This window comes from Streptomyces sp. XH2, from assembly GCF_049725035.1.
In the GTDB taxonomy this organism is placed as follows: Bacteria; Actinomycetota; Actinomycetes; order Streptomycetales; family Streptomycetaceae; genus Streptomyces; species Streptomyces roseoverticillatus.
In genome coordinates, this window is record NZ_JBMMMZ010000011.1 from 180,858 (window position 1) to 206,145 (window position 25,288).

Here is a 25,288-nt window from a genome sequence, read left to right on the forward strand (position 1 = left end):
AGGTTAGCAAGTGTTTTACTCAGAAAATATATCGAGGGTGCGGGCCCGGCAGTCCGCCGGTGACCCCCACGCGGACCGCAGCGCCCGCGCCTTGCCCAGCCACAGCGACAGGTCGTACTCCGCGGTGTAGCCGATCGCGCCGTGCAGCTGCAGGGCGGCCCGCGCCGCGGCGTAGGCCGCATCGGACGCGGCCGCCTTCGCCGCGGCGACCTCCGCCGCGGTGCGCGGGGCCCCCGCCGCCAGGGCCACGGCGGCCCCGTGCACGAGCGGCCCGGCGAACTCCAGCCCGGCGCGCGTGTCCGCCAGCCGGTGCTTGACCGCCTGGAACGCGCCGACCGGCGTCCCGAACTGCCTGCGCTGCCGCACGTACGCCACCGTCCGTTCCAGCAGCGCCGCCCCGACCCCGAGCAGCTGCGCGGCCGCCGCGAACGCCGCCCAGTCCGCGGCGTGCCGCGCCGCCTCGCGCACCGCCCGCCCCGAGGCCACCGGCTCCGCCCCGCAGCGCGGCACCGCGAGCCGCCGCGCCGGGTCCAGGGAGGGCTGCACGGGGCCGTGCCCGGCGGCGAGGAAGAGGTCGTCCGTCCCCGCCGGCACGACGAACACCCCGTCGCACACGTCCGCGTCCAGGGCGTACGGACTCCCGCCCGGCGCGCCCGGCAGCGCCGCCGTCACCCGGGCCCCGCCCTCGCACACCCGCGGCAGCCACGCCTCGGCGAGCACGGTCCGGCCCGCCGCGGCCAGCCGCGCCAGCAGCGCCGTCACGGCCACCGTCTCCACGACCGGGCCCGGCACCGCGTACCGGCCCAGCTCGGTGAACGCCACCGCGACCTCCGCCGGCAGCGGCCCCGCGCCCCCGAACGCCTCCGGTGCCGCCAGCCCGAACACCCCCGCCCGCGCCACCCGCTCCCACACGGCGAGACCGGGCCCGTGATCACCCCGGGCCCAGGCCCGCACGGCCGCCGGGGTGTCCGCCGCGCCCAGCATCCGGCCGAGGACGCGGGCGAAGTCCTGCTGCTCGGTGCCGAGGACGAACTTCATGCCGTCTGCTCCCGTGAGGCGGTCCGGGGGCCGCGACGCGCGGGCCCCCGCGGTTCCGGAGGAGGCGCCGGGTGTGCCGGGCGCGGCGCGCGTCCGGCCGTCACGCCGGCCGTTCCCGTACGGCCGGCGGGGCGCCGGCCCCGCCCGGCGTCCCGCCCGCCGGGCGCCGTCCCCTCGGCAGGCCCAGCAGCCGTTCCGCCACGATGTCGCGCTGGATCTCGTTCGTGCCCGCGTAGACCGGGCCCGCCAGGGCGAAGACCCAGCCCTCCGCCCAGGCCCCGTGCGCCGGGGCGTCGCCCGCGGCGGCGGCCAGCTCGCCGTACGGGCCGAGCAGGTCGAGCGCCGTCTCGTGCAGGGCCAGGTCGAGCTCCGACCAGAAGAGCTTCGTGAGGCTCGGCTCCGCACCCCGCGGGCCGCCCGCCGCGCTCGCGCACGCGTACCCGTACAGCTGGTAGGCGCGCGCCCGCACCACCGCGTCCGCCACCCGGTCGCGCAGCGCCGTGTCCCCGGGGTCGGCCGCCGCCCGCCACAGCGCGACGAGCCGGCGCGCCGCGGCCACGTAGCGCCCGGGGCTGCGCAGGGTGAGGCCGCGCTCGCTGCCGGCGGTGCTCATGGCGACGCGCCAGCCGTCGCCGGGCGCGCCCACGACGTCCCGGTCGGGCACGAACACCTCGTCCAGGAAGATCTCCGCGAACGCCGGCCTGCCGTCGAGGCGGGCGACCGGGCGCACCGTCACCCCCGCCGCGTCCAGCCCGAACATCGCGTACGTCAGGCCCTCGTGGGGCCGGCCGTCGGCCGGCGGGTGGCTGCGGAAGAGCCCGAACGCCCGGTCGGCGAACGCGGCCCGCGAGGACCACGCCTTCTGCCCGCTCAAGCGCCACCCGCCGGCCGCCGGCACGGCCACCGACCGCAAGGACGCGAGGTCCGAGCCGGCCCCGGGCTCGGACCACGCCTGCGCCCACACCGTCTCCCCGCTCGCCATCGCGGGCAGGATCCGGGCGCGCTGCTCCTGCGTGCCGTGCTCGAACAGGGTCGGGGCCAGCAGGCCGATGCCGTTCTGCGAGACCCGGGCGGGCGCACCGGCCGCCCAGTACTCCTCCTCGAAGACGAGCCACTCCAGGAACGACCGGCCACGACCCCCGTACGCGGGCGGCCAGGAGACGGCCGACCAGCCGCCCGCGTGCAACGTCCGCTCCCACGCACGGTGTTCGGCGAAGCCCTCCCGGGTCTCCAGCGAGGGGAGCGGCCCGCGCGGCACGTGCGCGGCGAGCCAGGCGCGGGCCTCCGTGCGGAAGGCCTCTTCCCCGGGGGTGAAGTCCAGGTCCATCAGGCCCCGCCCGCTTCCGTCCTCGCCTTCATCGCGCGGACGTCCATGCCGCCGAGGGGGTCGGCGGCCGTCTCGGCGTTGTGCGCGTGCGCGAGGTGGTGCAGGGCGAACGCCGCGTCGAGGCCGCCGTGCAGGCCCTGGAGGTCCTCGGCCTGGTTGACGGCGCGTTTGGCGAGGGCGAGGCCCATGCGCGGCATCGCGGCGACCCGCTCGGCCAGTTCGCGGGTGCGCGCGGCGAGCTGCTCGCGCGGCACGACGCGGTTGACCATGCCGAGCTCGTGGGCGCGCCGCGCGGTCATCCGGTCGCCCGTGTAGAGGAGTTCCTTCGCGACGCGCGGCGGCAGCACCCACGGGTGCGCGAAGTACTCCACGCCGGGGATGCCCATCCGCACCACCGGATCGGCGAAGAAGGCGTCCTCGCTCGCGACGATCAGGTCGCAGACCCAGGCCAGCATCAGCCCGCCCGCCACGCAGGCGCCCTGCACCGCGGCGATGACCGGCTTGGGCAGTTCGCGCCAGCGGCGGCACATGCCCAGGTAGACCTCGGACTCGCGCGCGAACCGGCTCTCCGCGCCCGCCTTGCCGCAGTGGTCCCACCACAGGCCCGCCCGGCGGTCGAACGGCAGGTGGGCGTCGCGCCCGGGCGTGCCGATGTCGTGGCCGGACGAGAAGTGCGCGCCCGCGCCCGCGAGGACGATCACCTTGACGGCGTCGTCGGCCGACGCCTCGTAGAAGGCCCCGTCCAGGGCGTACGTCATCGCGGAGTTCTGGGCGTTGCGGTACGCGGGCCGGTTCATGGTGACCGTCGCTACAGGGCCGTTGCGCTCGTAGCGCACCACGGGGCCGTCGGCCGGCACAGGGTCAGTGGTCATCAACCATCCTTCCCTAACAAGTGTTTGGTAGGTTAACGTACGGCCATGAGCAGCGTCGAGGAGTCCACCGCTGTCCGGCCCGGCCCGCCGCCCTGTCCTCCCGCTCACGACCTGCTGTCCGGCCGCACCGCCGTCATCACCGCCGCGGCCGGCGCCGGGATCGGCGCCGCGACCGCCCGCCGGTTCCTGGAGGAGGGCGCCCGCGTCGTGCTCGGCGACCGGCACGCCCGCAGGCTGCGCGTCGCCGTGGCCGGCCTGAGCGAGGAGTTCGGCGGCCGGCAGGTCGCCGGCCTGCCCTGCGACGTCACCGACGAGGAGCAGGTCGCGGCCCTGTTCGAGCTGGCCGAGGAGCGGCACGGCGCCCTCGACGTCGTCGTCAACAACGCGGGCCTCGGCGGCACCGCGGAGCTCACCGCCATGACCGACGAGCAGTGGGACGCCGTCGTCGGCACCACCCTCGGCGGCACCTTCCGCTGCACCCGCGCCGCCCTGCGCCGGATGCGCGCCCGCGGCACCGGCGGCGTCGTCGTCAACAACGCCTCCGTCGCCGGCTGGCGCGCCCAGCACGGGCAGGCCCACTACGCCGCGGCCAAGGCCGGCGTCATGGCGCTCACGCGCTGCGCGGCGGTGGAGGCCGCGGCCTACGGCGTGCGCGTCAACGCCGTCGCGCCGAGCCTCGCCCTCCACCCCCACCTGTCCAAGGTCACCACCCCCGGGCTGCTGGACGAGCTGGTGCGCCGCGAGGCGTTCGGGCGGGCCGCCGAGCCCTGGGAGGTCGCCAACGTCATCGTCTTCCTCGCCAGCGGCTACTCCTCGTACATGACCGGCGAGACGGTCTCCGTCAGCAGCCAGCGCGCGTGACCGAGAATGGACCCGTGCCGAACAGCAAGAAGACCGCCGCCGAGCGGCCCGCGCCCGAGCGGCGCGGCGAACTCCTCGCGACCGCCGCCGAGGTGTTCGCCGCGCACGGCTACAACGCCACCACCGTGCGGCGCATCGCCGACGAGGCCGGGCTCCTGGCCGGGAGCCTCTACTACCACTTCGACTCCAAGGAGTCGATGCTGGACGAGATCCTGTCGACCTTCCTCGACGAGCTGTGGGACGGCTACGACGCGGTGCTCGCGGCCCGCCTCGGCCCCCGGGAGACCCTGGAGGCCCTGGTCACCGAGTCCTTCCGGGAGATCGACCGGCACCGCGCGGCCGTCGCCATCTACCAGCGCGAGTCCCGCCACCTCGCCCTGCAGCCGCGCTTCGCCTACCTCGCCGAGTCCCAGCGCAGGTTCGAGCAGGCCTGGCTCGGCACCCTGCGCCGCGGCGCGGCGGCCGGCGTCTTCCGCGCCGACCTCGACGTCCGGCTCGCCTACCGCTTCGTGCGCGACACCGTCTGGGTCGCCGCGTCCTGGTACCGGCCGGGCGGCGCGCACAGCCCCGAGGAGATCGCCCGTCAGTACTTGTCGATGGTGCTGGAGGGCATCGCCGTACGCGAATGACCCCAGGGACACCGAGGAGCGATCAGCCATGGCCGAGGCATACATCGTCGGAGCGGTCCGCACCCCCGTCGGCCGGCGCGGCGGCGGCCTCTCCGCCGCCCACCCCGCCGACCTCGGCGCGCACGTCCTGCGCGCCCTGATGGAGCGCACGGGCGTGGACCCGGCCGCCGTCGAGGACGTGATCCTCGGCTGCCTGGACACGGTCGGACCCCAGGCCGGGGACATCGCCCGCACGAGCTGGCTGGCCGCCGGGCTGCCCGAGGAGGTCCCCGGCGTCACCGTCGACCGGCAGTGCGGCTCCGGCCAGCAGGCCGTCCACTTCGCCGCCCAGGCCGTCCTCTCCGGCACCCAGGACCTCGTCGTCGCCGGCGGCGTCCAGAACATGTCGCAGATCCCCATCGCCTACGCCGTCCACCGGGCAGCCGTCCCGCTCGGCCTCACCCAGGGCCCGTTCGCCGGCTCGGAGGGCTGGCGGGCGCGCTACGGCGACCGGCCCGTCAGCCAGTTCCACGGCGCCGAACTCATCGCCCGCCAGTGGGACATCGGCCGGCCGGCCATGGAGGAGTACGCGCTGCTCTCGCACCGGCGGGCCGTGCGCGCCGCCGACGAGGGCCGTTTCGACCGCGAACTGGCCCCGTACGGAGGGCTGTCCGCCGACGAAGGCCCCCGCAGGGACACCTCCCTGGAGAAGATGGCCGCGCTGAAGCCGGTCGTGGAGGGCGGCCGCCTCACCGCCGCCCTCTCCTCGCAGATCTCCGACGGAGCGGCCGCCCTGCTGCTCGCGAGCGAGCGCGCCGTGCGCGACCACAGGCTGACCCCGCGCGCCCGCATCCACCACCTGTCCGTACGCGGCGAGGACCCCCTCCGCATGCTGACCGCGCCCATCCCGGCCACCGCCCACGCCCTGAAGAGAGCCGGGCTGACGATCGCGGACATCGACCTCGTCGAGATCAACGAGGCCTTCGCCTCCGTCGTCCTGGCCTGGCTCCGCGAGACCGGCGCCGACCCGCAGAAGGTCAACGTCAACGGCGGCGCCATCGCGCTGGGCCACCCCCTCGGCGCCACGGGCGCCAAGCTGCTGACGACACTGCTCCACGAACTGGAGCGCACGGGCGGCCGCTACGGCCTGCAGACGATGTGCGAGGGCGGCGGCCAGGCGAACGTGACGGTCATCGAGCGGCTCTGAGCCGTACGGCCGCCCCGGCCGCTGCTCCTGGGGGGGGGGCGGCTCAGCCGGCGGCGCCGCGGCCCCCGAGCGCCGCCAGCACCTCCTCCGCCTCCGCCATCACGCGCCCCACCAGGTCGGCGCACGTCGGCAGGTCGTCGATCACCCCGGCGACCTGCCCCGCGGCCATCACCCCCAGGTCCGTACGCCCGTCCACCATCGCGGCCTTCAGCAGCACCGGCGTGCTCGCCGCCAGCAGGACCTGACTCCACGTCAGCTCACGTTGGCGGCGCATCGCCAGGCCGTCCCGCACCAGCGCCGGCCAGCCCGTCCCCGACAGCGCCCGGAACGCCGCCGCGTGCCGCAGCGCACGGACGAGCCCGGCCGGCCGCCCCGAGCGCTCCAGGCCCGCGACGAAGGGAGTGCGCAGCATCCGGTGGGGGAGGCCGTCGACCTTCGTCGTGACCACGACGTCCCGCACCGTCGCCGCGAGGTACGCCGCCTTGACCGCGTCCGGCACCGTGCTGTCGGCGGTCAGCAGGAAGCGCGTGCCCATGGCGACCCCCGCGGCGCCCAGCGCCAGGGCCGCCACCAGGCCGCGCCCGTCGCGGAAGCCGCCCGCCGCGACGACCGGGATGCCCACCGCGTCCACCACCTGCGGCAGCAGGACGCTCGTCGCGACCTCCCCCGTGTGGCCGCCGCCCTCGCCGCCCTGCACCACGACCGCGTCCGCGCCCCACGCCGCGACCTTCTCGGCGTGGCGCCGCGCGCCCACGGACGGGACGACGAGCACCCCGGCGCCCTTGAGCCGGGCGATCAGCTCCCGGGAGGGGGCCAGCGCGAACGACGCGACCCGCACCCCCTCCTCGATCAGGATGTCCACGCGCTCCCGGGCGTCGCCCGCGTCCGCCCGCAGATTGACCCCGAAGGGCTGCCCCGCGGTACGGGAGCGCACCTTCCTGATCGCGGCCCTGAGCGCGTCCGGCGTCATGGTCGCCGAGCCGAGGACGCCGAGCGCGCCCGCGTTCGCCACGGCCGACACCAGCCGGGGGCCCGCGACCCAGCCCATGCCCGTCTGGACGAGCGGATGCCGGACGCCCACCAGATCGGTCAGGGCCGTCCTCATCCCCGTACCTCCCGCGCGCGCAGCCCGTCCGGGTCGATGACCTCCCGGATCAGCCGCAGTTCCCCGGCGGAGGGGAGGCGGGTGAGCGGCACGTCGCGGGGAACCTCCAGGGGGAAGCCCGTGGCCGCCCGCAGCTCGGCGGCCGTCACGCCGGGGTGCAGCGAGCGGACCCGCATCGTGCGGCCGGGCGTCTCGAAGTCGAGCACCGCCAGGTCCGTGACCACGCGCGGGATGCGGTGGAAGCGCGTCGCCGACGGCCCCGCGGCGGCCGCCCGGTCGTAGCCGACGCCGCTCACCATGTCGACCTTCTCGACGAGCACCCGCGGCGAGTGCCGGGGGATCCAGTAACTGGTGGGGTTGTTGAGGGTGTTGGCCGGGGCCCCGCGCACGCCCAGGAGCTGCCGGGCGGGCCGCCGCCAGTCGCCGATGCAGGAGATGTTCTGGTTGCCGTACCGGTCGAGCTGGGCCGCCCCCATCATCACGTGCCGCCGCCCGCCCGCGACCAGCGCCAGATGCCGGCGGTACGGCAGCCACCCCTCGACGGACCGGGCCTTCGCGCCCAGCGCGGGCACGTCCGCGACCAGCAGCGCCTCCCCGTCCGTGAGCAACAGGTCCGGGGCGAACGTGAGCCGGGCGAGCCGCGCCCCGATGACCGGGACCACGCCCATGGGGGCGGCCAGCACCTCCCCGTTCCCGCGCCACGCCTCCGCGCACGCCACGACGCACACCTCGGCCCGCCCCGCCGGCCCGGCGCTCACGCCGCGCCCTCGGCGAAGTCGGCGACGGCGGCCCGGTAGGCGTCCTCGTCGCCCGACAGGAAGCGGGCGGTGAACTCCCGCCAGGCCGCCGGGTCGGCCGCGGCCGCCGCGTACGCCGCCTGGAACGCCTCGTCCCGGTCGTAGTCCGGGGCGCAGGAGGTGAAGTGCGCCCCGCCCGGCGCCTCGACGACGCCGGTGACGCAGTGCCGCTGCACGAGGAGCGTCTGCGGGCCGGCGCTCCTGGTGAACTCGGCACTGTCGACTATGCGTTCGCAGGAGACGTACGCCTCGCGCGCCGCCTCGCAGAACAGGTCGTCGAAGTACGGGTCCGGGCCCAGGTACTGGGCGTTGCCGCGCACGTCCGCCCGGTTGAGGTGCACCAGGGCCGCGTCCAGCGTGAGCGCCGGGACGGCGACGAGCTCCTCACCGTCCCCGTAAGGGGACGTCACGGTGCGGAGCCAGGGGTTGACGGTCATGACGTCCGAGCCGAGTCCGGCGCGTACGGGCAGGAACGGCAGCCGGTGCGCGGCGGCCGTCAGGCCCCACATGAACATCGCCTCGTCGAGCTCGACCAGTTCGACCCGCCCGCGCTGGCGGGCGGCGCGGAAGTGCGGTTCGAGCGGGATCGAGTCGAGCGTCGCGAAGGCCGCGACCAGCTTGCGGACCCGGCCGGCGGCCACCAGCAGGCCGACGTCCGGGCCGCCGTAGGAGACCACGGTGAGGTCGCGGACGTCCGAGCGCAGCAGGGCCCGGACGAGGGCCATGGGCTTGCGCCGGGAGCCCCAGCCGCCGATGCCGATGGTCATGCCGCTCTCCAGGCGCGCCACGGCCTCGTCGGCGGTCATCGTCTTGTCGTTCACGGTTCCTCCCGCCCCTTCCGGTCGCCCCGGTCGCCGCCGGAGCCGAACGCCTCGCGCAGGCGGTTCCCCACGCCGCACAGGCCCGCCTCGAAGGTGAAGCCCTGCTCGTAGCGGTAGCTGCGGTGCACGTCGACCGGGTCGATGCCGTTGAGCGCGGCCTTCGCCAGCCGCAGCAGCGACCCGTCCTTCGCGGCGATCTCCCGCGCCAGCTCCAGGGCGGCTGCGCGCAGCCCCGCGCGCGGCACGACGCGCCAGACGGAACCGTGCCGGTGCAGCTCCTGCGCGGTGACCGTGCGCGAGGTGAAGTAGAGCGTGCGCATCAGGTGCTGGGGGACGAGCCGGGCCAGGTGCGTGGCCGCGCCGAGCGCCCCGCGGTCCAGCTCGGGCAGGCCGAACACGGCGTCGTCCGAGGCGACGACGGCGTCCGCGTTGCCCGCCAGGCCGACCCCGCCGCCCAGACAGAAGCCGTGCACGGCGGCGATCACCGGCACCGCGCAGTCGTAGACCGCCGAAAAGGCCGCCGCGCAGCCGTGGTTCGCGCCGATCAGGGCCTCGTGGCCGGGGGAGCGCCGGATCTCCTTGAGGTCCACGCCGGCGTTGAAGCCGCGGCCCGCGGCCTCCAGCACGACACAGCGGACCGCGGGGTCGGCGCCCGCCGCGCCGACCGCGGCCGCCAGGTCGTACCAGCCCCGCACGGGCAGGGCGTTGACGGGCGGGAAGTCCACGGTGACGACGGCGACGGCCGGTTCGGGGCGTGAGGTGGAGACACTCATCGGAGGATCCGCTACCTTTCCACCAAACGTTTGTTAGGTAGTGCCGTGGTTCGAAGGTAGCAGCGGACGACCCGCCGCGGGAGGTGGCGCCATGCCGGCCGGTACGGGACAGAGGGAGCCGCGCACCGTCGTCGTCACCGGCGGCACGCGCGGCGTGGGGGCGGGCATCGCGCGGGCCTTCCTGCGCACCGGCGCGCGCGTCGTCGTCTGCGCCCGCCGGCCGCCGGACCGGCCCGTCACCGCCGCCGGGCGTACCGCCCGCCACCTGTCCGCCGACCTGCGCGACCCGGCCGCCGTCACCGCCCTCTTCGACCGTGTGGCGGGGGAGTACGGGCGGCTCGACGTCCTCGTGAACAACGCGGGCGGCACGCCCTTCCGGCCCCTCGCGGCGGCCGGCGCGGACCGGCACGCCCGCGTCGTCGCCCTCAACCTCCTCGCACCGCTGACAGCGTCGCTCGCCGCGTACCCCCTGATGGGCGAACAGCCCGGCGGCGGCTGCATCCTGATGGTCGGCAGCGTGAGCGGCACCCGGCCCTCGCCGGGCACCGCCGCCTACGGAGCGGCCAAGGCCGGGCTGCACAGCCTCGCGCGCACCATGGCCGTCGAATGGGCGCCCGCCGTCCGCGTCAACACCCTCGTCCCCGGCCTGGTGCGCACCGAATCGGCCCGCCTCCACTACGGGGACGAGGCCGGGCTCGCCGCCGTCGCCCGCACCGTGCCCGCCGGACGGCTCGCGGAGCCCGACGAGATCGGCGCCGCCGCCGTCTTCCTCGCCTCCGCCGACGCCGCCCACATCACCGGGGCCGAACTGCTCGTCCACGGCGGCGGGGAACGCCCGGCCTTCCTCGCCGCCGCCACCGTCAACCACGAGGAGCCGCCCGCATGACCGGAATCTGCACCGGGCGCGTCGCCGCCGTCACCGGAGCCGGCCGCGGCCTCGGCCGGGCGCACGCGCTCGCCTTCGCCGCGGAGGGGGCGCGGGTCGTCGTCAACGACACGGAGCCCTCGGCCGGCGAGGCGCGCGGCGTGGTGGAGGAGATCCGCGGCCGGGGCGGCGACGCCGTCCCGCACACCGGCGACATCTCCACGGACGAGGGCGCGGCCTCCCTCGTCGCCGCGGCCCTCGGCACCTACGGGCGGCTCGACACCCTCGTCAACAACGCCGGCATCCTGCGCGACCGCATGCTCGTCAACCTCGGCGAGGACGACTGGGACGCCGTCGTCGCCGTCCACCTCAAAGGCCACTTCCTGCCGCTGCGGCACGCCGCCGCGCACTGGCGCACGGAGCACAAGGCCGGGCGGACGCCGCGGGCGCGCGTCGTCAACACCACGTCCGGCGCCGGGCTGCTCGGCAGCGTCGGGCAGGCCAACTACGCCGCCGCGAAGGCGGGCGTCGTCGCCCTGACGCTCGTCGCCGCCGCCGAACTGGGCCGCTACGGCGTCCAGGTCAACGCCGTCGCCCCCGCGGCCCGCACCCGGATGACCGAGCGGGTGTTCGCGGCGACCATGGCCGCGCCCGCCGCCGGCTTCGACGCCATGGCCCCCGGCAACGTCTCCCCGCTCGTCGTCTGGCTCGGCTCGGCGGACGCGGCCGGGGTGACCGGCCAGGTCTTCGCGGCGGAAGCCGGCCGCATCACCGTCATGGAGGGCTGGCACCCGGGCCCGGCCACCGACAAGGGCGACCGCTGGACACCGAAGGAGGCGGGGGAGGCCGTACGGGGGTTACTGGCGGGGGCGCGGGCGCCGGGGCGGGTGTACGGGGCGGGGTGAGCCGTCCGGCCGCGGCCCGGTGGGCCGGTTGTGCCCACCCGTTCCGCCCTGCGGAACGATTGCCCGCAACCGGGGTGAGCCGTCCGGCCGCGGCCCGGCCGACCGCCCGTCAGGACACCACGTCCTTCCCCCGGAAGTGCCGGAACGCCAGGGCGAACAGCACCAGCGCGTACGCCACCGACACCGCCGTCCCCTTCACCATCCCGCCCCACTCCAGCCGCGGCTGCAACGCGTCCGCCCACGCGAACTGCCAGTGCGCCGGCAGGAAGTCCCGCCAGTGCCCCAGCGCCGTCACCGCGTCCAGGACGTTCCCGACGATGGTCAGGCCGACCGCACCGCCCACCGCCCCCAGCGGCGCGTCCGTGACCGTCGAGAGCCAGAACGCCAGACCGGCCGTCACCAGCTGCCCCACGAAGACGAACGCGACGACGATCGCGAGCCGCCCCACGGCGGTGCCGCCCGGCAGCGAACCGCCCGTGGGGATCTGCAGCGGCCCCCAGCCGTACGCGGCCGTGCCCGCGGCCAGGGCCACCACCGGCAGCAGCACCATCGCCGCCGCGCTGAACGCCAGCGCGACCGTCAGCTTGCTGACGAGGAGCCGCGTCCGCGGCACCGGCGCCGCCAGCAGGTAGCGCAGCGACGACCAGCCCGCCTCGGACGCCACCGTGTCGCCGCAGAACAGCGCGACCGGCACCACCAGCAGGAAGCCCGCCGAGACGAACAGGCACGTCGCCGTGAAGTTCACCCCGGACGCCGTGGCGGTGTCGATGAGGGTGACCCGCCCGTTGCGCCCGCTCGGCTGCCCGCCGATCGCGAACGCCGCGATGAGCACGAACGGAAGGGCAGCGAGCACCGCCCCGACCACCATCGTCCGGCGCCGCCGCAGCTGCCGCACCGCCTCCACGCGCAGCGGCAGCGTGTGCCGCGCCCGGTAGCCGGGAGCGGTCCCGCCGGCCTTCTGCGCCTCGTCCACCGCAGCACTCACGACGGGCCTCCGATCAGGGTCAGGAACGCGTCCTCCAGGCGGCGGTGCGGACCCACGCGCGCCACCGGGACCTCCAGCCGGACCAGCTCGGCCAGCAGTTGCGGCGCGGTCGCGCCGTCGAGCCGCACCAGCAGGCCGTCCTCGGCCCGTACCGCCGAGGCCACCCCCGGCAGCGCGGCCACCTTGTCCGCCGTCACGCCGGAGACCTCGCCCTCGACGCCGACGAGCAGCGTGTCGCCCGAGCCGACGATGTCCCCGACGGGACCGGCGGTCACCAGCCGGCCGCGGTCCATGACGACCAGGTGCGAGCAGGTCTGCTCGACCTCGGAGAGGAGGTGGCTGGAGACGATGACGGTCCGGCCGGCCGCCGCGTAGCGGATCATCACCTCGCGCATCTCCCGGATCTGCGGCGGGTCCAGCCCGTTGGTCGGCTCGTCCAGGATCAGCAGGTCCGGCAGGCCCAGCATGGCCTGGGCGATCGCGAGCCGCTGCCGCATGCCCTGCGAGTACGTCCGCACGGCGCGCTCCAGGGCCGGGCCGAGCCCCGCGATCTCCAGCGCCTCGTCGAGATGGGCGTCCTCGGCCGGCCGGCCCGTGGCCTGCCAGTACAGGTCGAGGTTGGCGCGCCCGGACAGGTGCGGCAGGAAGCCGGCGCCCTCCACGAACGCCCCGACCCGCGACAGCACCGGCGCGCCCGGCCGCACCGCCTGCCCGAAGACGCGGACCTCGCCGCCGTCCGGGCGGATGAGCCCCATGAGCATGCGCAGCGTCGTGGTCTTGCCCGCGCCGTTCGGCCCCAGCAGCCCCAGGACCTGGCCGCGCTCGACCCGGAACGACAGGTCGCGCACGGCGTAGCGGTCGGTGGACTTGGCGTACCGCTTGCTCAGGCCGGTGATCTGCAGCGGCACCCCGGCGAGGTCCGGGTCCGGGGCCGGTGCGGTTACCCGCCGGCGCCCGGTCAGCAGCAGGGCGGCAGCGACGACCGCACCGCCCAGCGGCAGCCCCCACGTCCACCACGGCAGCGCGGACGAGGCCGTCCGCACGTCCGGCGCGGTCGGCACGCTCAGCCCGCCCTCCAGGGAGACGCCGTACGTGGCGGGTGCCGCCGGCGAGGCGTAGCCCAGGTCGGTCGCGGCGAGGACGAGCCGCATCCGGTGCCCGGCCTCGAAGGTGTGGTCGATCGCCGGCAGCCGCAGCTCCACCGTCCGGCCGCCCTTCGCGTCCGTCACGCGCACCGGGGCGACGAGCTGCGAAGGCAGCACCTGCTGCCCGTTCGGGCCGACGTCGTAGACCTTGGCGAACAGCACCGCCTCGCCCGTGTCGGACGCGACGTTCACCTTCGCCGTGGGCGAGCCCGTCACGCGGACGCCCTCGTCCAGGCGCGCCGAGTCGAAGCGGGCGTGCTGGCCGGGGAAGTCGAGTGACAGCCCCAGGCCGAGCCCGGACAGCTGCGACGCCGCGCCCCCGACGCCGGGCACGGCGGAGATCGCCGGCGGCGCCGCCCCCGGCGGGTTGGCGAAGGTCTGCCGGCGCCCGGACAGCCCGACCGTCCGCGGGTCGTTCCGCAGGCCCGGGTAGCGCTCCCCGCTCGCACCGCGCAGGAGGGCCTTGCCGTCGGTGGTGTCGATGCCGCCCGTCCTGCTGACCCGGAAGGCGGGGCCCGTGCCCGCGCTCCCGTCGCCCTTGAGGTAGCGGTCGAACCACGCGCGCGTGCGCAGAGAGGTCCGGTCGGTCTCGCCGACGCCGGCGTCGTGGCCCCCGGCGATCCAGTCGACGGCGACCGGCGCGCCGTTGCGGCCGATCGCCCCGGCCGCGGCATCCGCGTGGTCCAGGGGGAAGAGCGAGTCGGCCTGACCCTGGAAGAACAGCGTGGGCACCTTGATGCGGCCGGCGACCGCGGAGGGGCTGCGGCGCTCCAGCAGCTCGCGGGCCTCGGCGTCCGGCTTGCCGGCCACCGCCACCCGCTCGTACATGTCGCACAGCTGCTTCTCGAACCGCCCGCAGCCGAGCGCCGCCGACGGGGACGGTGCTGCGGGCGGGGCCGCGCCGGCCTTGCCGCCCGGGACGGGCCCCGGCGCCGCCGAGCCGGAGGTGAAGAAGATGCCCGACCAGAGCTTCTTGAACACCCCTCCGGGGAAGAGCGCGTCGGCGAGGTTCCAGTACGTGACCTGCGGGGCGATCGCGTCGACGCGCTGGTCGTGGCCGGCCGCGAGCAGCGCGATCGCGCCGCCGTACGAGCCGCCCGCGATGCCCGCCTTGGGGTCCTTGTCCCCGTCCAGCTCCACCTCGGGGCGCGTGGCCAGCCAGTCGAGCAGCCGGCTCACGTCGGCGACCTCGCGGTCGGGGTCGTTGAGCCCGATCCGCCCCGTGGAGCGGCCGAAGCCGCGCGCGGACCACGTGAGCACCGCGTAGCCGGAGCGCGCCAGCTCCTCGGCCTGCCCGCGCAGGTCGTCCTTGCTGCCGCCGAAGCCGTGCGCGAGCAGGACGGCCGGCCTGCGGCCCGTACCGCCAGCCGTGAAGAACGACGTGTCGATGCGTACGGAACCGCTGCTGCCGGGCGCCTCCGGCAGCGTCATGAAGCGGTCCTCGCGGTGCACGGGCGGATCGCCGCCGGTGCCGGAGGCCACGGCCCAGGTGCCGCCGCCGGCGAGCACGACGGCCGCGGCGGCGGTGGCGGCGAGCCGTCGCCCGCGCAGGCGGGGAAAACGCAGCTTCATGCCCGCATGCTAAGCGGAGCCCTCATCCGGCTGAGCCCCGGGCGGGCGGTTGCGCCGGAGTCATTCCCCGGCCGCCGCCGTCTCCTCCGCCCGCTGCGTCTCCTGCGCCATGGCGGCCAGCTTGGTGACGGTGTTCCAGTTGCGCCCGGTGCCCGCCGTGCCCAGGCGGCGCTCCGTCAGCACCTTCGTGAGCTTCGCGTCGCGGATGCCCTCCGCGTAGTACACGTAGAGCTCGCGCCCGGCCAGGACGAACTCCTCCGGCGCGTACGCCGCCGGGTCGACGTCCGCCACGGCGGCGGGGTCGGCGGGCCCGGCCAGGAAGGTCACCACGTACCGTGCGGGATCGACCTCCCGTCCGGCGAACGGATCGGCGTCGACGACACGGCGCACGTCACCCGCATCGCGCACCATGCACGTCACCGTGAAGCCCAGCTCGCGCTCGATCGCCCGTTCCAGCTCCCGGGCCAGTTCGCCCGGATCCGCCCCGGGGTGGGTGAACACGGCGTTGCCGCTGTTGAGATGCGTACGGACCGAGCCGCACCCCAGGCCGGAGAGCAGCTCCCGCAAGGTCTGCATGGGAACACGCTTCTTGCCGCCCACATTGATACCGCGCAGCAGCGCCACATACGTTGTCACACCGCCACCGTAGTATGACGCGCATCACCGGACGTGAGGGGGCGTCACATGGTGCACGAGGCCCGCCGGCGAGCGGCACTGACGGCCTTCGCGCTGGTCCCCGGCGGCGCCCCGCCGGACCGGCCTAGCGGCGTCGCCCCAGCCGCAGCGTCAGGATCTGGAACGGCCGCAGCGCCAGCGGCACCGCGTCGCCGTCCGCCGCCGCCGCGGCCAGCGGCCGTTCCAGCAGGTCGCACACCGCCGCCGAGGCGAGCGGGAAGCCGGCCTCCAGGCGGGTGCGGGCCCGGCCGCCCAGCGACTCGTACAGCCGCACGACCACATCGCCGCTGCCGTCGTCCGCGAGCTTGACCGCGGAGACGACGACCGCGTCGTTCCCGACGCGGACCAGCGGCGGGACGGCGGTGCCGCCCGCCACCCGCCGCTCGGGCAGATTGATGCGGTAGCCCTCGCGGACGGCGTCGCCGACCGACGCGCCCGGCACCAGCGCGTACCGGAAGCGGTGCGTCCCCTGGTCGGTGCGCGGGTCGGGGAAGCGCGGGGCCCGCAGGAGGGACAGCCGCACCGTCGTGGTCGTGCCGGTGTCGTCCGGGCGGACCGTGCGCGTCACGTCGTAGCCGTACGTCGAGTCGTTGACGACCGCCACGCCCCAGCCCGGCTCCTCCAGATGGACGAAGCGGTGCGCGCACGCCTCGAACTTGGCGGCCTCCCAGCTGGTGTTGGTGTGCGTCGGGCGGTACAGGTGGCCGAACTGGGTCTCGGCCGCCGTCCGGTCCGCGTGCACGTCCAGCGGGAACGCGGCCTTGAGGAACTTCTCCGTCTCGTGCCAGTCGACCTCCGTGGCGACGTCCAGCCGCCGCTCGCCGGCCGGCAGGGAGATCAGCTGCTCGACGCGGGACGACCCGAAGGCCCGCACCACCCGCACCGCCCCGTCGTCCGCCGCCTCCACCGTCTCGGCGTCCGTCAGGTCGGTCACCGTGTTCCGGTAGAAGTGGTCCACGTCCCACGCGTCCCACATGTTCGGGAAGTCCTGGTGCAGCTGCAGCAGGTTGGCCGCGGCGCCCGGAGCGATCGCCTCCCGCTGCGCCGCCGGGTCGTACACCGACACCACCAGGCCCCGGCCGTCGACCTCGACGCGCAGCAAGCCGTTGTCGAGGACGAACCCGCCGCCCTCGCGCGGCACGGGCCGCACCGGCGGCACCGGTCCGGCGGCGGGCACCGCGCCGAAGGCCGGCACCTCCCCGCGCCCGTGCGGCGCCGCGTTGAACACCACCGTCCCGCCGCCGGAGCCGTCGCCCGCCAGCGCCGCCAGCGCCCCCGCGACGATCTCCTCCAGCTCCGCCGCCACCGCCGCGTACGTCGCCGCCGCCTCCCGGTGCACCCACGCGATCGACGTGCCCGGCAGGATGTCGTGGAACTGGTGCAGCAGCACCGTCTTCCAGATCCGGTCCAGCGCCTCGTACGGATACGGGAAGCCCGCCCGCACGGCCGCCGTCGCCGCCCACAGCTCCGCCTCGTGCAGCAGGTGCTCGCCGCGCCGGTTGCCCTGCTTGGTACGGGCCTGGCTGGTCAGGGTCGCCCGGTGCAGCTCCAGGTACAGCTCGCCCACCCACACCGGCGCCTGCGCGTACTCGGCGTGCGCCTTCTCGAAGAACGCCGACGGCTTCTCGAACGCCACCCGCGCCGAGCCCTCCAGGTCCGCCAGCCGCTTCGCCCGCGCCAGCATCTCGCGCGTCGTGCCGCCGCCCCCGTCGCCCCAGCCCGTCGGCGCGAGGGAGCGGGTGGCCCCGCCCTTCTCCTGGAAGTTGCGGACGGCGTGTGCGACCTCCCGGCCCGAGAGCTGCGCGTTGTACGTGTCGATCGGCGGGAAGTGCGTGAAGACCCGGGTGCCGTCCAGGCCCTCCCACCAGAACGTGTGGTGCGGGAACTTGTTCGTCCGGCTCCACGAGATCTTCTGTGTCAGGAACCACCTGGCCCCCGCCAGCCGCACCAGCTGCGGCAGCGCGGCGGAGTAGCCGAAGGAGTCCGGCAGCCACACCTCCTCCGTCTCGATCCCGAACTCCTCCAGGAAGAAGCGCTTGCCGTGCACGAACTGCCGGGCCAGCGCCTCCGACCCCGGCATGTTCGTGTCCGACTCCACCCACATGCCGCCCACCGGCACGAAGCGGCCGTCCGCGACCGCCTTCTTCACCCGCGCGTACACCTCCGGCCGGTGCTCCTTGATCCACGCGAACTGCTGCGCCTGCGACATGGCGTAGACGAACTCCGGCTCGTCCTCCAGCAGCGCGGTCATGTTCGAGGCCGTGCGGGCGACCTTGCGCACCGTCTCGCGCAGCGGCCACAGCCACGCCGAGTCGATGTGCGCGTGCCCGACCGCGCTGATCCGGTGCGCGGAGGCGTGGGCGGGCGCGGCCAGCACCCCCGCGAGCCGCTCGCGCGCCGCCGCCGCCGTCCCGCCGACGTCCTGCAGGTCGACCGCGTCCAGCGCGTGCTCGACCGCCCGCAGGACCTCCCAGCGGCGGGGCGCGTCCGGGGACAGCTCGGTCATCAGTCCCTCCAGCACCTCCAGGTCCTGGACGAGCTCCCACACCGTCCGGTCGAAGACGGCCAGGTCCATGCGGGCCAGCCGGTAGCGAGGCTCGGCGTCCGCCGTCTCCCGGTCGCCCAGCTCGGTCGGCACGAACGGGCGGTAGTCGAGGATCACGGGGTTGGACGACGCCTCGACGTGCAGCAGCACCTCCTCGCCGCCGGCCGCCCGCTCGGCGATCCGCACCCACTGGTTGCGCGGGTTCAGGCCCTTCACGGGCGAGCCGTCCGGACGGTAGACCAGCCCCTCGCACTGGAAGCCCGGCATGTTCTCGTCGAAGCCCAGGTCGAGCAGGGCCTCCACCGTCCGGCCCGCCCACTCCCGCGGCACCCTTCCCGCGACGGTGAACCAGCTCGTGCCCCACGGCGGCCCCCAGGCCGCGCCCGCCTCGATCGGCACGCCCCCGGCGGCGATCCCCTGGGCCACCGGGACGGGCTCGCCGGGCGCGTGCCACACGGTGACCTCCAGCGGCACCGACTCGGGGTACACGGCCGGCCGGATGCGCTCGTCCAGCACGCGCTTCAGCCGGGCTTCGGTGATGGTGCGGTCGTTGTGCATCAGGTCGGTTTCCTTACGTCGGTTGCCTTACCAGCGGAAGGTGAGGGAAGCGGGCGCCGAGACGGCGTACAGCTCGTCCACGGCGCGCACCTCGATCCGGGTGGCCGCCTCGCCGTCCGTACGACGCAGCGCCGGGACGTAGTAGGCATGCCCGCAGGTGCCGCCGAGGAAGCGGAAGCGCCCGCCGGGCAGGGCCTGGCGCAGCTCGTACTGGCGTACCGCCGTGCCCACCGGGGCGCCCCAGGCCAGACGCAGCTCGGCCGGGCCGTCGGGCCCCACGCGCGACGCGGTCACCTCCGGAGCCACGGGCGGGGCGGGCGCCGCGGGGGCCGCGTCCCGCACCGCCAGGCGGCCCAGACGCCACCGCACCGCACCGCCGTCCGGCGGGGTGATCCGGACGCCGAGCGCCCGGATCGTCCGCCCCCTGCGGCCGCGCAGCTTCGCTCCGGCCCGCACCCTCGCGGCGGTCCAGCCGCGGCCGCCCGCGCGGAGGACACCGGCAGGGAGGTACGCGACGCCGTCGTCCACGGCGACCACCAGCTCGACGCGCACCGCCGCCGAACCGGGATCCGTACGGTGAGCCAGCTCCACGACCGTGGCGTCCGAGAACGGCAGCCGGCAGGCGTACAGCTCCACCTCCGCCGGGCCGGTGAGCGTGCCGTCGACGAGCAGACTGCTGCCGCCCCGCCAGGCGTCGTCGAAGGCGAAGCCGACGGCCGGCCGCGGGCCCGCCGTACGGATCACCCAGCGCCGGCCCGGCAGCCGGTCCTGCAGCCCCAGGTGGTTCCAGCCGGACTCACCCGTGCGCCGGCCCTTCTCGTACCAGCCCAGGCCGTGACCGGTGTTGAAGGTGGTGGCGAAGGGAAGCGCGGTGAGCGTGGACCGGTCCGCGACGGACGCGGCCGGCGGCCGCCACGGGCCCGCTTCCGGCGCGGACGGGTCGAGCGCCTGCCCGGACCAGAAGCGGTCGTCGCGCGCGTGGAACGCGGCCGGGCCGCGGGCGTCCGCGGGCAGGCTCGTCCACGTCCACTCGGGGCGGTAGAAGCCGTACGAGGTGACGTGCGGGCCCGCCGCCGGGACGACGGCGTCCCAGTCCACGGGCGTGTCCCAGCCACGCGCCTCGACGTCGATCCCGGCCCACAGGTCGTACGGGCTGCGCCCCAGATTCCGCGCGAGCCCGCCGGAGGAACCGAGACCGGCCCGGTCCCAGTTGAAGTTCAGGAACATCGAGCGCGCGGCGCGGAAGAACGGCGCGTTGTGGTCGTCGAGCCGGTTCCGCCAGTCGATGCCGCCGGAGACGGTCATGGCGTCGTACCAGGTGACGCGCAGGCCCGCGCCCCCTGCCTCGCCCCGCTTCTGCAGGTACGCGACGAAGTCGCGCATGTCCGCGCCGAGCCGCGCGTCGCCGCCGCCGGTCTCGGCGTTGACGAACCAGCCGTCGAAGCCGTACTCCCGCGCCACCCGGATCAGCCGGTCGGCCAGCGGGAAGCCGCCGTCCGGGCCGCGCCGCACCAGGTCCCGCGTCCACTGCAGCTGCCCGCCGTAGGCCGCCGGCGGCAGGAACACCGTGCCGAGCACGGGCACGCCGTTGCGGTGGGCCGCGTCCACCACGGGCGCGTTGGGCGCCAGGATCAGCCCCTCGCCGGAGGAGCCGCCCCAGAAGACCAGCTCGTCGAGGTAGGCCCAGTGGGTCAGCGCGTAGAAGTCGGCGGTCGGCGCGCCTTGCGAGGGGTTCCCGGAGGTGTGGGCGAACGCGGCGAGCGCGCAGACGCGGGCCTGGCCGGCGCGGGCGGTGGCGTTGGGCGGCGGGGGCGCGAAGCGCGCGGCGAGCGGCACGGCCGAGCGGTTGAACGGCAGGTCGGGGTCCTTCGCGGGGTCCCACGCGGCGAGACTGCGCCGGACGACCCCGGGCGGGGGCGAGCCGGCCGGCAGGCTGTCGGGGAACCAGTAGGAGGCGTAGGGCTGGAGGGTGGGGGGAGGGGCCGCCGCTCCGCGCCCGGTGGCCCGCCCCTGCCCGGCGGGCAGGGCGACGGCCGCGAGACCGGCGGCGCCGGCGGCGAGGGCTTTCCGGCGAGTGATGTGCATGGTGGCTCCTCATTCCTGTCAGGCCGTCCGGTCTTCCTTGCAAGCCGTCCCGTCCTCCGGTCTTCCTCCAAGCTGTCCTGAAGCCGTCCGTCTTTCTCCGAGCCGCCCCGTCTTCCCCAAAGCTGTCCTGTCTTCCTTTCAAGCCGTCCGGCGATTGAGGACCGGGGTCCGGGGCGGAGCTTCGGGATGTGCGGCGCTGCCGCATCGCTAGGGCACCCGCTCGGCGCGGACGACCTCGGCGATGCCGCGCGCAGCCAAATGCGCCGCATCCCCCGCCCTCTGGGCCAGCACCACAGCCGGCCGCCCCCCGCCGGAGGCGACCCGCATCCACGCCTCGAAGAACGCCCCGCCCGGCGCGCTCACGGCCCGTCCCGGCGCCTCCTCGGCGTCGCCCGCGTCCAGGACCAGGGCGGTCCGCCGCGGCGCGGGCGGCCCGGCGCTCCGGTGCTCCCGGGCGAGGCGTGCGAACGCCTCCCCGGCCGGTTTGACCTCGCGGTCGTTGGTGAGCAGCCCCAGCCCGTACTCCAGCTCCGGGAAGTCCGCGAGGGCGCGGTCGACGTCGTGGGAGCACCACCAGGTGATGCCCCACAGGCCGGTGCAGTCCAGGGCGTGGCGCACGGTCGCCTCCGTGAACGCCGCGGCGCGGCCGGGCGGGACGTGCGGGGCGGGCGCGCCGGTCTCCTGCAGCCATACGGGGCGGGCGGGGTCGTCGGCCCAGGCCTTGGACAGCTCGACGAGGTAGGCGGCGAGGTGTTCGGCGACGCCGCCGGGGCCGTGCCGCTGCGCGGTGCCGTTGAAGACCCAGGAGTGCACGGCGGTCATGGCCCCGAGCCGGGCCGAGTGGGCGGGTGTGAAGGGGTGCTCGCCGTCGTGGAAGGCGGCGTCGTACGAGGCGTGCAGGTGGGTTCTGCCGGGCGCGCCCTCCTCGCAGGCCGCGAGCATGCGGCGCAGCCAGCGGCCGGCCTGGGCGGGGCGGATGCGGTCGGGGTCGGGGTGGGGCGGGCCGGAGAACTGGTTGAACTCGTTTCCGACGGTCATGCCGAGGAAGTTGGGCCGCTCGGCGAGCGCGCCGGCGAGTTCGGTGAGGAGGCGTGCCTGCGCGTCGACGACGTCCGGGTCGGTGAAGAGGTTGCGGCGGTGCCAGGTGGTGGTCCAGGACGGCACGAAGTCGAAGCTGGACAGGTGCCCCTGCAGCCCGTCCACGTTGACGTCGAGCCCGCGCTCGCCGGCCGCGTCGACGAGGCTCACGAGCTGTTCGACGGCGCGCGGCCGGATCATGGTGCGGTTGGGCTGGAAGAGCGGCCAGAGGGGGAAGACGCGGATGTGGTCGAGGCCGAGCGCCGCCACGGAGTCCAGGTCGGCGCGGACGTCGTCCAGGTCGAAGTCGAGCCAGTGGTGGAACCAGCCGCGGGCGGGGGTGTAGTTGACGCCGAAGCGCATGGGGCGGGGGTGTCCCTTCTGCTGGGCGGTGGGCGGCGGGGGTCAGCCCTTGACGGCGCCCTCGCCGACGCCGCGGAAGAAGTACCGCTGCAGGCACGCGAACATCACGACGAGCGGCGCGACGGCGACGACCGTGCCGGCGGCGACCAGCCGCGGGTCCTGCTGGAAGGTGCCGTGCAGGTGGTTCAGGCCGACGGTGAGGGTGAAGCGGTCCGGGTCGGACAGGACGATCAGCGGCCACAGGAAGTCGTCCCACGCCCCCATGAAGGAGAAGACCGCGACGACCGCGAGGGTGCCCCGTGCGGACGGCAGCGCGATCCGTACGAACCGCTGCCACACGTTCGCCCCGTCGATGACGGCCGCCTCCTCGATCTCGTAGGGCAGGTTCGCGAAGGCGTTGCGCATCAGCAGGACGTTGAGCGCGCCGACCGCGCCCGGCAGGACGACGGCCACGAGCGTGTTGTTGAGCTCCAGGTCGCGCATCATCGTGAACTGGGCGACGACGATGGACTCCAGCGGCACCAGCACCGCCGCCACGAACACCAGCCCCGCCGCCCGGCGCCCGCGGAACCGCAGCCGGGCGAGCGCGTAACCGGCCGCCGAGGCGCCGGCGAGGTTGGTGAGGACGCTCGCGACGGCGACCTTGAGGGAATTCAGGACGTAGTCCCAGACGGGGATGATGTCCGCGACCGCGGTGTAGTTGTGCGCGGTCGGGTGGGCCGGCAGGAAGCGGGGCGGGGAGGTGTAGACGTCCTCGGTGGTGCTCTTGAAGGACGTCGACAGCTGCCAGAGGAACGGGCCGGCCGTCAGCGCCAGCACCGCGAGGAGGAGGACGTAGCGCAGTGCCTTCTCCCAGGGGGCGGTGCGGCTCATTCCGGCCTCCTCGTCCGGTCGGCGCGCAGCACCAGCAGCATCAGCAGCAGGGCGACGGCGAAGACGACGAGCGAGAGCGCGGAGGAGTAGCCGACCCGGCCGTTGAGGCCCGTGCCCGTGCGCTGGACGAGCATGACGAGCGTGGTGTCCTGCCCGGCCGGGCCGCCGGTGGGGCCCGCCAGCAGGAAGACCTCGGAGAAGACCTTGAAGGCGGCCACCGACGACAGGGCGCCGACCAGGACCATCGTCGAGCGCACGCCGGGCACGGTGACGGCGGTGAAGCGGCGCAGCGCGCCCGCGCCGTCGACGGCCGCTGCCTCGTACAGCTCGCGCGGCACGTGCGCCAGCGCCGCCAGATAGATGATCATGTAGTAGCCGAGGCCCTTCCAGACCGTCAGGGCCATCGCGCTGAACAGCAGCAGCCACTCGTCGCCGAGGAAGGCGAACGGGCCGGCCCCGAGGGCCCGCAGGATCCCGTTGACCAGCCCCCGGTCGTCGAGCATCCACCCCCAGATGAGGGCGACCACGACGGTGGAGGCCACGACCGGCGTGTAGAACGCGGACCGGAAGAAGGCGACGCCCGGGATCCGCTTCTGCACCAGGAGTGCGAGCAGCAGCGGCAGCAGCACGGTGAAGGGGACGACGAGGACCACGTAGAGGCCGCTGTTGCGCAGCGCGATCCAGAACTGCTCGTCCTGCGCCATGTCCCGGAAGTTGCGCAGGCCCACCCAGTCGCCGGGCGTGAGGGTGCGGGCGTCGGTGAAGGCCTTGTGGAGCGTGGTGAGGAAGGGGTAGAGGCTGAAGGCGGTGATGGTGCCGAGGCCGGGGAGGAGGAAGAGCCAGGGGCTCACGGCCCGGTGCGTGCGCACGTGCTTCACGCCCGTCATCCCTGCTTGAGCAGCTTGTTGCTCTGCGCGACCGCGTCGTCCAGGGCCTGCCCGGGTGTCTTCTTCCCCTGGAGGGCCTTGGCGACCTCGTTCTTGAGGACGGTCTTCATCTCCTCGCTGAGCACGACCGGCGTGTAATTGACCGCCCCTTTGAGCATCTTCGCGGAGGCCACGCGTACGCGGCCTTCGTCGGTGCCGTCGTCCCTCGTCCAGTACGGATCGTCGAGCGAGCCTTTGGTGCTGGGGAAGACGGCGACCTTGTGGGCGAACGCCTCCTGGTTCTTCCTGTCCGTGACGAAGCGGGCGAAGGCGACGGCCGCGGCCTTGTGCTTGCTGCGGCTGCTGACGCCGAGACCCATCACGTACATATTGGGCTTGCCCGTGTTGTTGGGGGCGTCGGTGATGCCGAGTTCCCGGTAGAGGCCGGGGGCGTTCTTCTTGAACGTCTCCAGGTCGTGGGCGCTGCCGGGGTTCATGGCGACCTTCTGTTCCAGGAACTTCTGGCCGGTCTTGTCCGGGGTGTTGGTCAGGGACTGAGGGTCGAGGCCGCCGGCGTCGTAGAGCTTCTTGTACTCGGTGAGCAGTTCCACGCCCTTCGGCTCGTTGTACGTGAACCGGGTGGCGTCGTCGTTCATCAGCCGCACGCCGTAGCGGCCGAAGTCCTCGACGGCGGGGGTGCCGCCGAGCGTCGCGGTCCTGCCGCCCGAGCGCTCCGCGATGGTGCGGGCCGCCGTGAACAGCTCGCCGTAGCTCTTCGGCGGCTTCTCCGGATCGAGGCCGGCCTGCCGGAACAGGGCCTTGTTGTAGAACAGCGGGCCGGTGTTCAGGTACCAGGGGAAGGAGTACGAGCCGTCCAGGCCCGGCAGCACATTGCCCTGCCACGCCTCCGGGGTGTATTCGCCCTTGAACTTCGCCGCGGCCGGCTCCTTGTCGAGGTTCATCAGCAGACCGGCCTTGGCCAGCGGATAGGACAGATCCGGCGAGACGTTGACGACGTCGGGGAGGGTGCCCGCGGCGGCGTCCGCGCTCAGCTTGTCCGCGTAGTTGTCGGCGGGCTGGTCCAGCCATGTGACGCGGACGCCCGGGTTGGACTTCTCGAATTCCGCGACCAGGCCGGTGAAATAGTCCTTGAAGTTGCTGCGCAGATTCCACGTCTGGAAGGTGATGTCACCCTCCGGCTTCCCGCCCGCGTCACCGCCCCCTGAGTCCGCGCCGCCCGGGCCGCAGGCGGTCAGCGTGAGGGCGGACACGAGCAGCGGAACGGTCGCGGCGACGGCTCTGCGGGGTATCGGCATGGCCGGCGGTCTCCTTCGGTCGGGGCCGGGAGGTGCGGTCCAAAAGGTG

The 25,288-nt window shown here is 75.0% G+C and carries 21 protein-coding genes; 5 read left to right on the forward strand and 16 right to left on the reverse strand.

From position 1 onward, the window contains the following. Window positions 1-15: 15 nt before the first annotated feature. The 3 genes from ACOTKD_RS23135 to ACOTKD_RS23145 all read right to left on the reverse strand — a co-directional run bounded on the left by ACOTKD_RS23135 (window position 16) and on the right by ACOTKD_RS23145 (window position 3,237). The gene (locus tag ACOTKD_RS23135) at window positions 16-1,038 is read right to left on the reverse strand and encodes an acyl-CoA dehydrogenase family protein (protein ID WP_424890911.1); all 1,023 of its coding nucleotides are present in this window, start codon (window positions 1,036-1,038) and stop codon (window positions 16-18) included. A 100-nt stretch (window positions 1,039-1,138) separates the two neighbouring features. Continuing rightward, on the reverse strand, window positions 1,139-2,365 hold the full coding sequence (locus ACOTKD_RS23140) for an acyl-CoA dehydrogenase family protein (protein ID WP_424890912.1): 1,227 nt from the start codon (window positions 2,363-2,365) through the stop codon (window positions 1,139-1,141). Then, complete coding sequence (locus ACOTKD_RS23145; RefSeq protein WP_424890913.1) at window positions 2,365-3,237, reverse strand: enoyl-CoA hydratase; 873 nt, start codon at window positions 3,235-3,237, stop codon at window positions 2,365-2,367. Before ACOTKD_RS23145 ends, ACOTKD_RS23140 begins: the two co-directional genes overlap by 1 nt. Window positions 3,238-3,282: 45 nt before the next feature. Here ACOTKD_RS23145 and ACOTKD_RS23150 point away from each other — a divergent pair, with 45 nt between their 5' ends. Genes ACOTKD_RS23150 through ACOTKD_RS23160 form a run of 3 tightly spaced genes read left to right on the forward strand, consistent with a single transcriptional unit; the run spans window position 3,283 to window position 5,913 of the window. Next, on the forward strand, window positions 3,283-4,098 hold the full coding sequence (locus ACOTKD_RS23150; protein WP_424890914.1) for an SDR family oxidoreductase: 816 nt from the start codon (window positions 3,283-3,285) through the stop codon (window positions 4,096-4,098). 14 nt (window positions 4,099-4,112) lie between these two features. Further along, window positions 4,113-4,727: a TetR/AcrR family transcriptional regulator gene (locus ACOTKD_RS23155; protein WP_424890915.1), complete on the forward strand. Its 615-nt coding sequence runs from the start codon at window positions 4,113-4,115 to the stop codon at window positions 4,725-4,727. Between the two features lie 28 nt (window positions 4,728-4,755). After that, window positions 4,756-5,913 (forward strand): acetyl-CoA C-acetyltransferase, encoded by a 1,158-nt coding sequence (locus tag ACOTKD_RS23160; RefSeq protein ID WP_424890916.1) that lies wholly within the window; start codon window positions 4,756-4,758, stop codon window positions 5,911-5,913. 43 nt (window positions 5,914-5,956) lie between these two features. Here ACOTKD_RS23160 and ACOTKD_RS23165 read toward each other — a convergent pair whose 3' ends face one another. From ACOTKD_RS23165 to ACOTKD_RS23180, 4 genes are read right to left on the reverse strand one after another with little or no spacing between them, the layout of a single operon-like run. Next, window positions 5,957-7,018 carry an NAD(P)H-dependent flavin oxidoreductase gene (locus ACOTKD_RS23165; RefSeq protein ID WP_424890917.1) on the reverse strand — a complete coding sequence of 354 codons (1,062 nt, stop codon included), beginning with the start codon at window positions 7,016-7,018 and terminating at the stop codon, window positions 5,957-5,959. Continuing rightward, window positions 7,015-7,776, reverse strand: a complete 762-nt coding sequence (locus tag ACOTKD_RS23170; protein ID WP_424890918.1) for a CoA-transferase subunit beta — start codon at window positions 7,774-7,776, stop codon at window positions 7,015-7,017. Before ACOTKD_RS23170 ends, ACOTKD_RS23165 begins: the two co-directional genes overlap by 4 nt. Then, on the reverse strand, window positions 7,773-8,636 hold the full coding sequence (locus ACOTKD_RS23175) for a CoA transferase subunit A (protein ID WP_424890919.1): 864 nt from the start codon (window positions 8,634-8,636) through the stop codon (window positions 7,773-7,775). Before ACOTKD_RS23175 ends, ACOTKD_RS23170 begins: the two co-directional genes overlap by 4 nt. Beyond that, a complete protein-coding gene (locus tag ACOTKD_RS23180; protein WP_424890920.1) occupies window positions 8,633-9,409 on the reverse strand; it encodes an enoyl-CoA hydratase family protein in 777 nt (258 codons plus the stop codon). The genes ACOTKD_RS23175 and ACOTKD_RS23180 overlap by 4 nt, the downstream gene beginning before the upstream one ends. A 91-nt stretch (window positions 9,410-9,500) precedes the next feature. Here ACOTKD_RS23180 and ACOTKD_RS23185 point away from each other — a divergent pair, with 91 nt between their 5' ends. Together ACOTKD_RS23185 and ACOTKD_RS23190 are read left to right on the forward strand one after the other, a co-directional pair. Beyond that, window positions 9,501-10,295, forward strand: coding sequence for an SDR family oxidoreductase (locus ACOTKD_RS23185; RefSeq protein WP_424890921.1), 795 nt, complete (start codon window positions 9,501-9,503; stop codon window positions 10,293-10,295). Next, window positions 10,292-11,179, forward strand: a complete 888-nt coding sequence (locus ACOTKD_RS23190) for an SDR family oxidoreductase (protein WP_424890922.1) — start codon at window positions 10,292-10,294, stop codon at window positions 11,177-11,179. Before ACOTKD_RS23185 ends, ACOTKD_RS23190 begins: the two co-directional genes overlap by 4 nt. Before the next feature lie 109 nt (window positions 11,180-11,288). Here the strand turns inward: ACOTKD_RS23190 and ACOTKD_RS23195 are convergent, their stop codons facing one another. The 9 genes from ACOTKD_RS23195 to ACOTKD_RS23235 form a co-directional block, all read right to left on the reverse strand. Further along, entirely contained in the window at window positions 11,289-12,164 is an 876-nt protein-coding gene (locus ACOTKD_RS23195; protein WP_424890923.1) for an ABC transporter permease, read from the reverse strand. Beyond that, window positions 12,161-14,881 (reverse strand): alpha/beta fold hydrolase, encoded by a 2,721-nt coding sequence (locus tag ACOTKD_RS23200; protein WP_424890924.1) that lies wholly within the window; start codon window positions 14,879-14,881, stop codon window positions 12,161-12,163. Before ACOTKD_RS23200 ends, ACOTKD_RS23195 begins: the two co-directional genes overlap by 4 nt. Before the next feature lie 60 nt (window positions 14,882-14,941). After that, window positions 14,942-15,517: a DUF1697 domain-containing protein gene (locus tag ACOTKD_RS23205; protein WP_424890925.1), complete on the reverse strand. Its 576-nt coding sequence runs from the start codon at window positions 15,515-15,517 to the stop codon at window positions 14,942-14,944. Between the two features lie 124 nt (window positions 15,518-15,641). Next, window positions 15,642-18,659 carry an alpha-mannosidase gene (locus ACOTKD_RS23210; RefSeq protein WP_424890926.1) on the reverse strand — a complete coding sequence of 1,006 codons (3,018 nt, stop codon included), beginning with the start codon at window positions 18,657-18,659 and terminating at the stop codon, window positions 15,642-15,644. A gap of 27 nt (window positions 18,660-18,686) precedes the next feature. Next, window positions 18,687-20,744 carry an endo-beta-N-acetylglucosaminidase gene (locus ACOTKD_RS23215; protein ID WP_424890927.1) on the reverse strand — a complete coding sequence of 686 codons (2,058 nt, stop codon included), beginning with the start codon at window positions 20,742-20,744 and terminating at the stop codon, window positions 18,687-18,689. 207 nt (window positions 20,745-20,951) lie between these two features. Next, window positions 20,952-22,184 (reverse strand): glycoside hydrolase 5 family protein, encoded by a 1,233-nt coding sequence (locus ACOTKD_RS23220; protein WP_424890928.1) that lies wholly within the window; start codon window positions 22,182-22,184, stop codon window positions 20,952-20,954. 42 nt (window positions 22,185-22,226) lie between these two features. Next, window positions 22,227-23,057 carry a carbohydrate ABC transporter permease gene (locus ACOTKD_RS23225; RefSeq protein WP_424890929.1) on the reverse strand — a complete coding sequence of 277 codons (831 nt, stop codon included), beginning with the start codon at window positions 23,055-23,057 and terminating at the stop codon, window positions 22,227-22,229. Beyond that, the gene (locus tag ACOTKD_RS23230; protein WP_424890930.1) at window positions 23,054-23,944 is read right to left on the reverse strand and encodes a carbohydrate ABC transporter permease; all 891 of its coding nucleotides are present in this window, start codon (window positions 23,942-23,944) and stop codon (window positions 23,054-23,056) included. The genes ACOTKD_RS23225 and ACOTKD_RS23230 overlap by 4 nt, the downstream gene beginning before the upstream one ends. Beyond that, a complete protein-coding gene (locus tag ACOTKD_RS23235) occupies window positions 23,941-25,239 on the reverse strand; it encodes an ABC transporter substrate-binding protein (protein ID WP_424890931.1) in 1,299 nt (432 codons plus the stop codon). Before ACOTKD_RS23235 ends, ACOTKD_RS23230 begins: the two co-directional genes overlap by 4 nt. Between the last annotated feature and the right edge of the window lie 49 nt (window positions 25,240-25,288).

What these genes read in the sequence shown, in the direction of transcription:
- ACOTKD_RS23135 (WP_424890911.1), bottom strand. Translation starts at nt 1,038, where the DNA reads ATGAAGTTCGTCCTCGGCACCGAGCAGCAGGACTTCGCCCGCGTCCTC.
- ACOTKD_RS23140 (WP_424890912.1), bottom strand. Translation starts at nt 2,365, where the DNA reads ATGGACCTGGACTTCACCCCCGGGGAAGAGGCCTTCCGCACGGAGGCC.
- ACOTKD_RS23145 (WP_424890913.1), bottom strand. Translation starts at nt 3,237, where the DNA reads ATGACCACTGACCCTGTGCCGGCCGACGGCCCCGTGGTGCGCTACGAG.
- ACOTKD_RS23150 (WP_424890914.1), top strand. Translation starts at nt 3,283, where the DNA reads ATGAGCAGCGTCGAGGAGTCCACCGCTGTCCGGCCCGGCCCGCCGCCC.
- ACOTKD_RS23160 (WP_424890916.1), top strand. Translation starts at nt 4,756, where the DNA reads ATGGCCGAGGCATACATCGTCGGAGCGGTCCGCACCCCCGTCGGCCGG.
- ACOTKD_RS23165 (WP_424890917.1), bottom strand. Translation starts at nt 7,018, where the DNA reads ATGAGGACGGCCCTGACCGATCTGGTGGGCGTCCGGCATCCGCTCGTC.
- ACOTKD_RS23180 (WP_424890920.1), bottom strand. Translation starts at nt 9,409, where the DNA reads ATGAGTGTCTCCACCTCACGCCCCGAACCGGCCGTCGCCGTCGTCACC.
- ACOTKD_RS23185 (WP_424890921.1), top strand. Translation starts at nt 9,501, where the DNA reads ATGCCGGCCGGTACGGGACAGAGGGAGCCGCGCACCGTCGTCGTCACC.
- ACOTKD_RS23190 (WP_424890922.1), top strand. Translation starts at nt 10,292, where the DNA reads ATGACCGGAATCTGCACCGGGCGCGTCGCCGCCGTCACCGGAGCCGGC.
- ACOTKD_RS23200 (WP_424890924.1), bottom strand. Translation starts at nt 14,881, where the DNA reads ATGAAGCTGCGTTTTCCCCGCCTGCGCGGGCGACGGCTCGCCGCCACC.
- ACOTKD_RS23210 (WP_424890926.1), bottom strand. Translation starts at nt 18,659, where the DNA reads ATGCACAACGACCGCACCATCACCGAAGCCCGGCTGAAGCGCGTGCTG.
- ACOTKD_RS23215 (WP_424890927.1), bottom strand. Translation starts at nt 20,744, where the DNA reads ATGCACATCACTCGCCGGAAAGCCCTCGCCGCCGGCGCCGCCGGTCTC.
- ACOTKD_RS23220 (WP_424890928.1), bottom strand. Translation starts at nt 22,184, where the DNA reads ATGCGCTTCGGCGTCAACTACACCCCCGCCCGCGGCTGGTTCCACCAC.
- ACOTKD_RS23225 (WP_424890929.1), bottom strand. Translation starts at nt 23,057, where the DNA reads ATGAGCCGCACCGCCCCCTGGGAGAAGGCACTGCGCTACGTCCTCCTC.
- ACOTKD_RS23230 (WP_424890930.1), bottom strand. Translation starts at nt 23,944, where the DNA reads ATGACGGGCGTGAAGCACGTGCGCACGCACCGGGCCGTGAGCCCCTGG.
- ACOTKD_RS23235 (WP_424890931.1), bottom strand. Translation starts at nt 25,239, where the DNA reads ATGCCGATACCCCGCAGAGCCGTCGCCGCGACCGTTCCGCTGCTCGTG.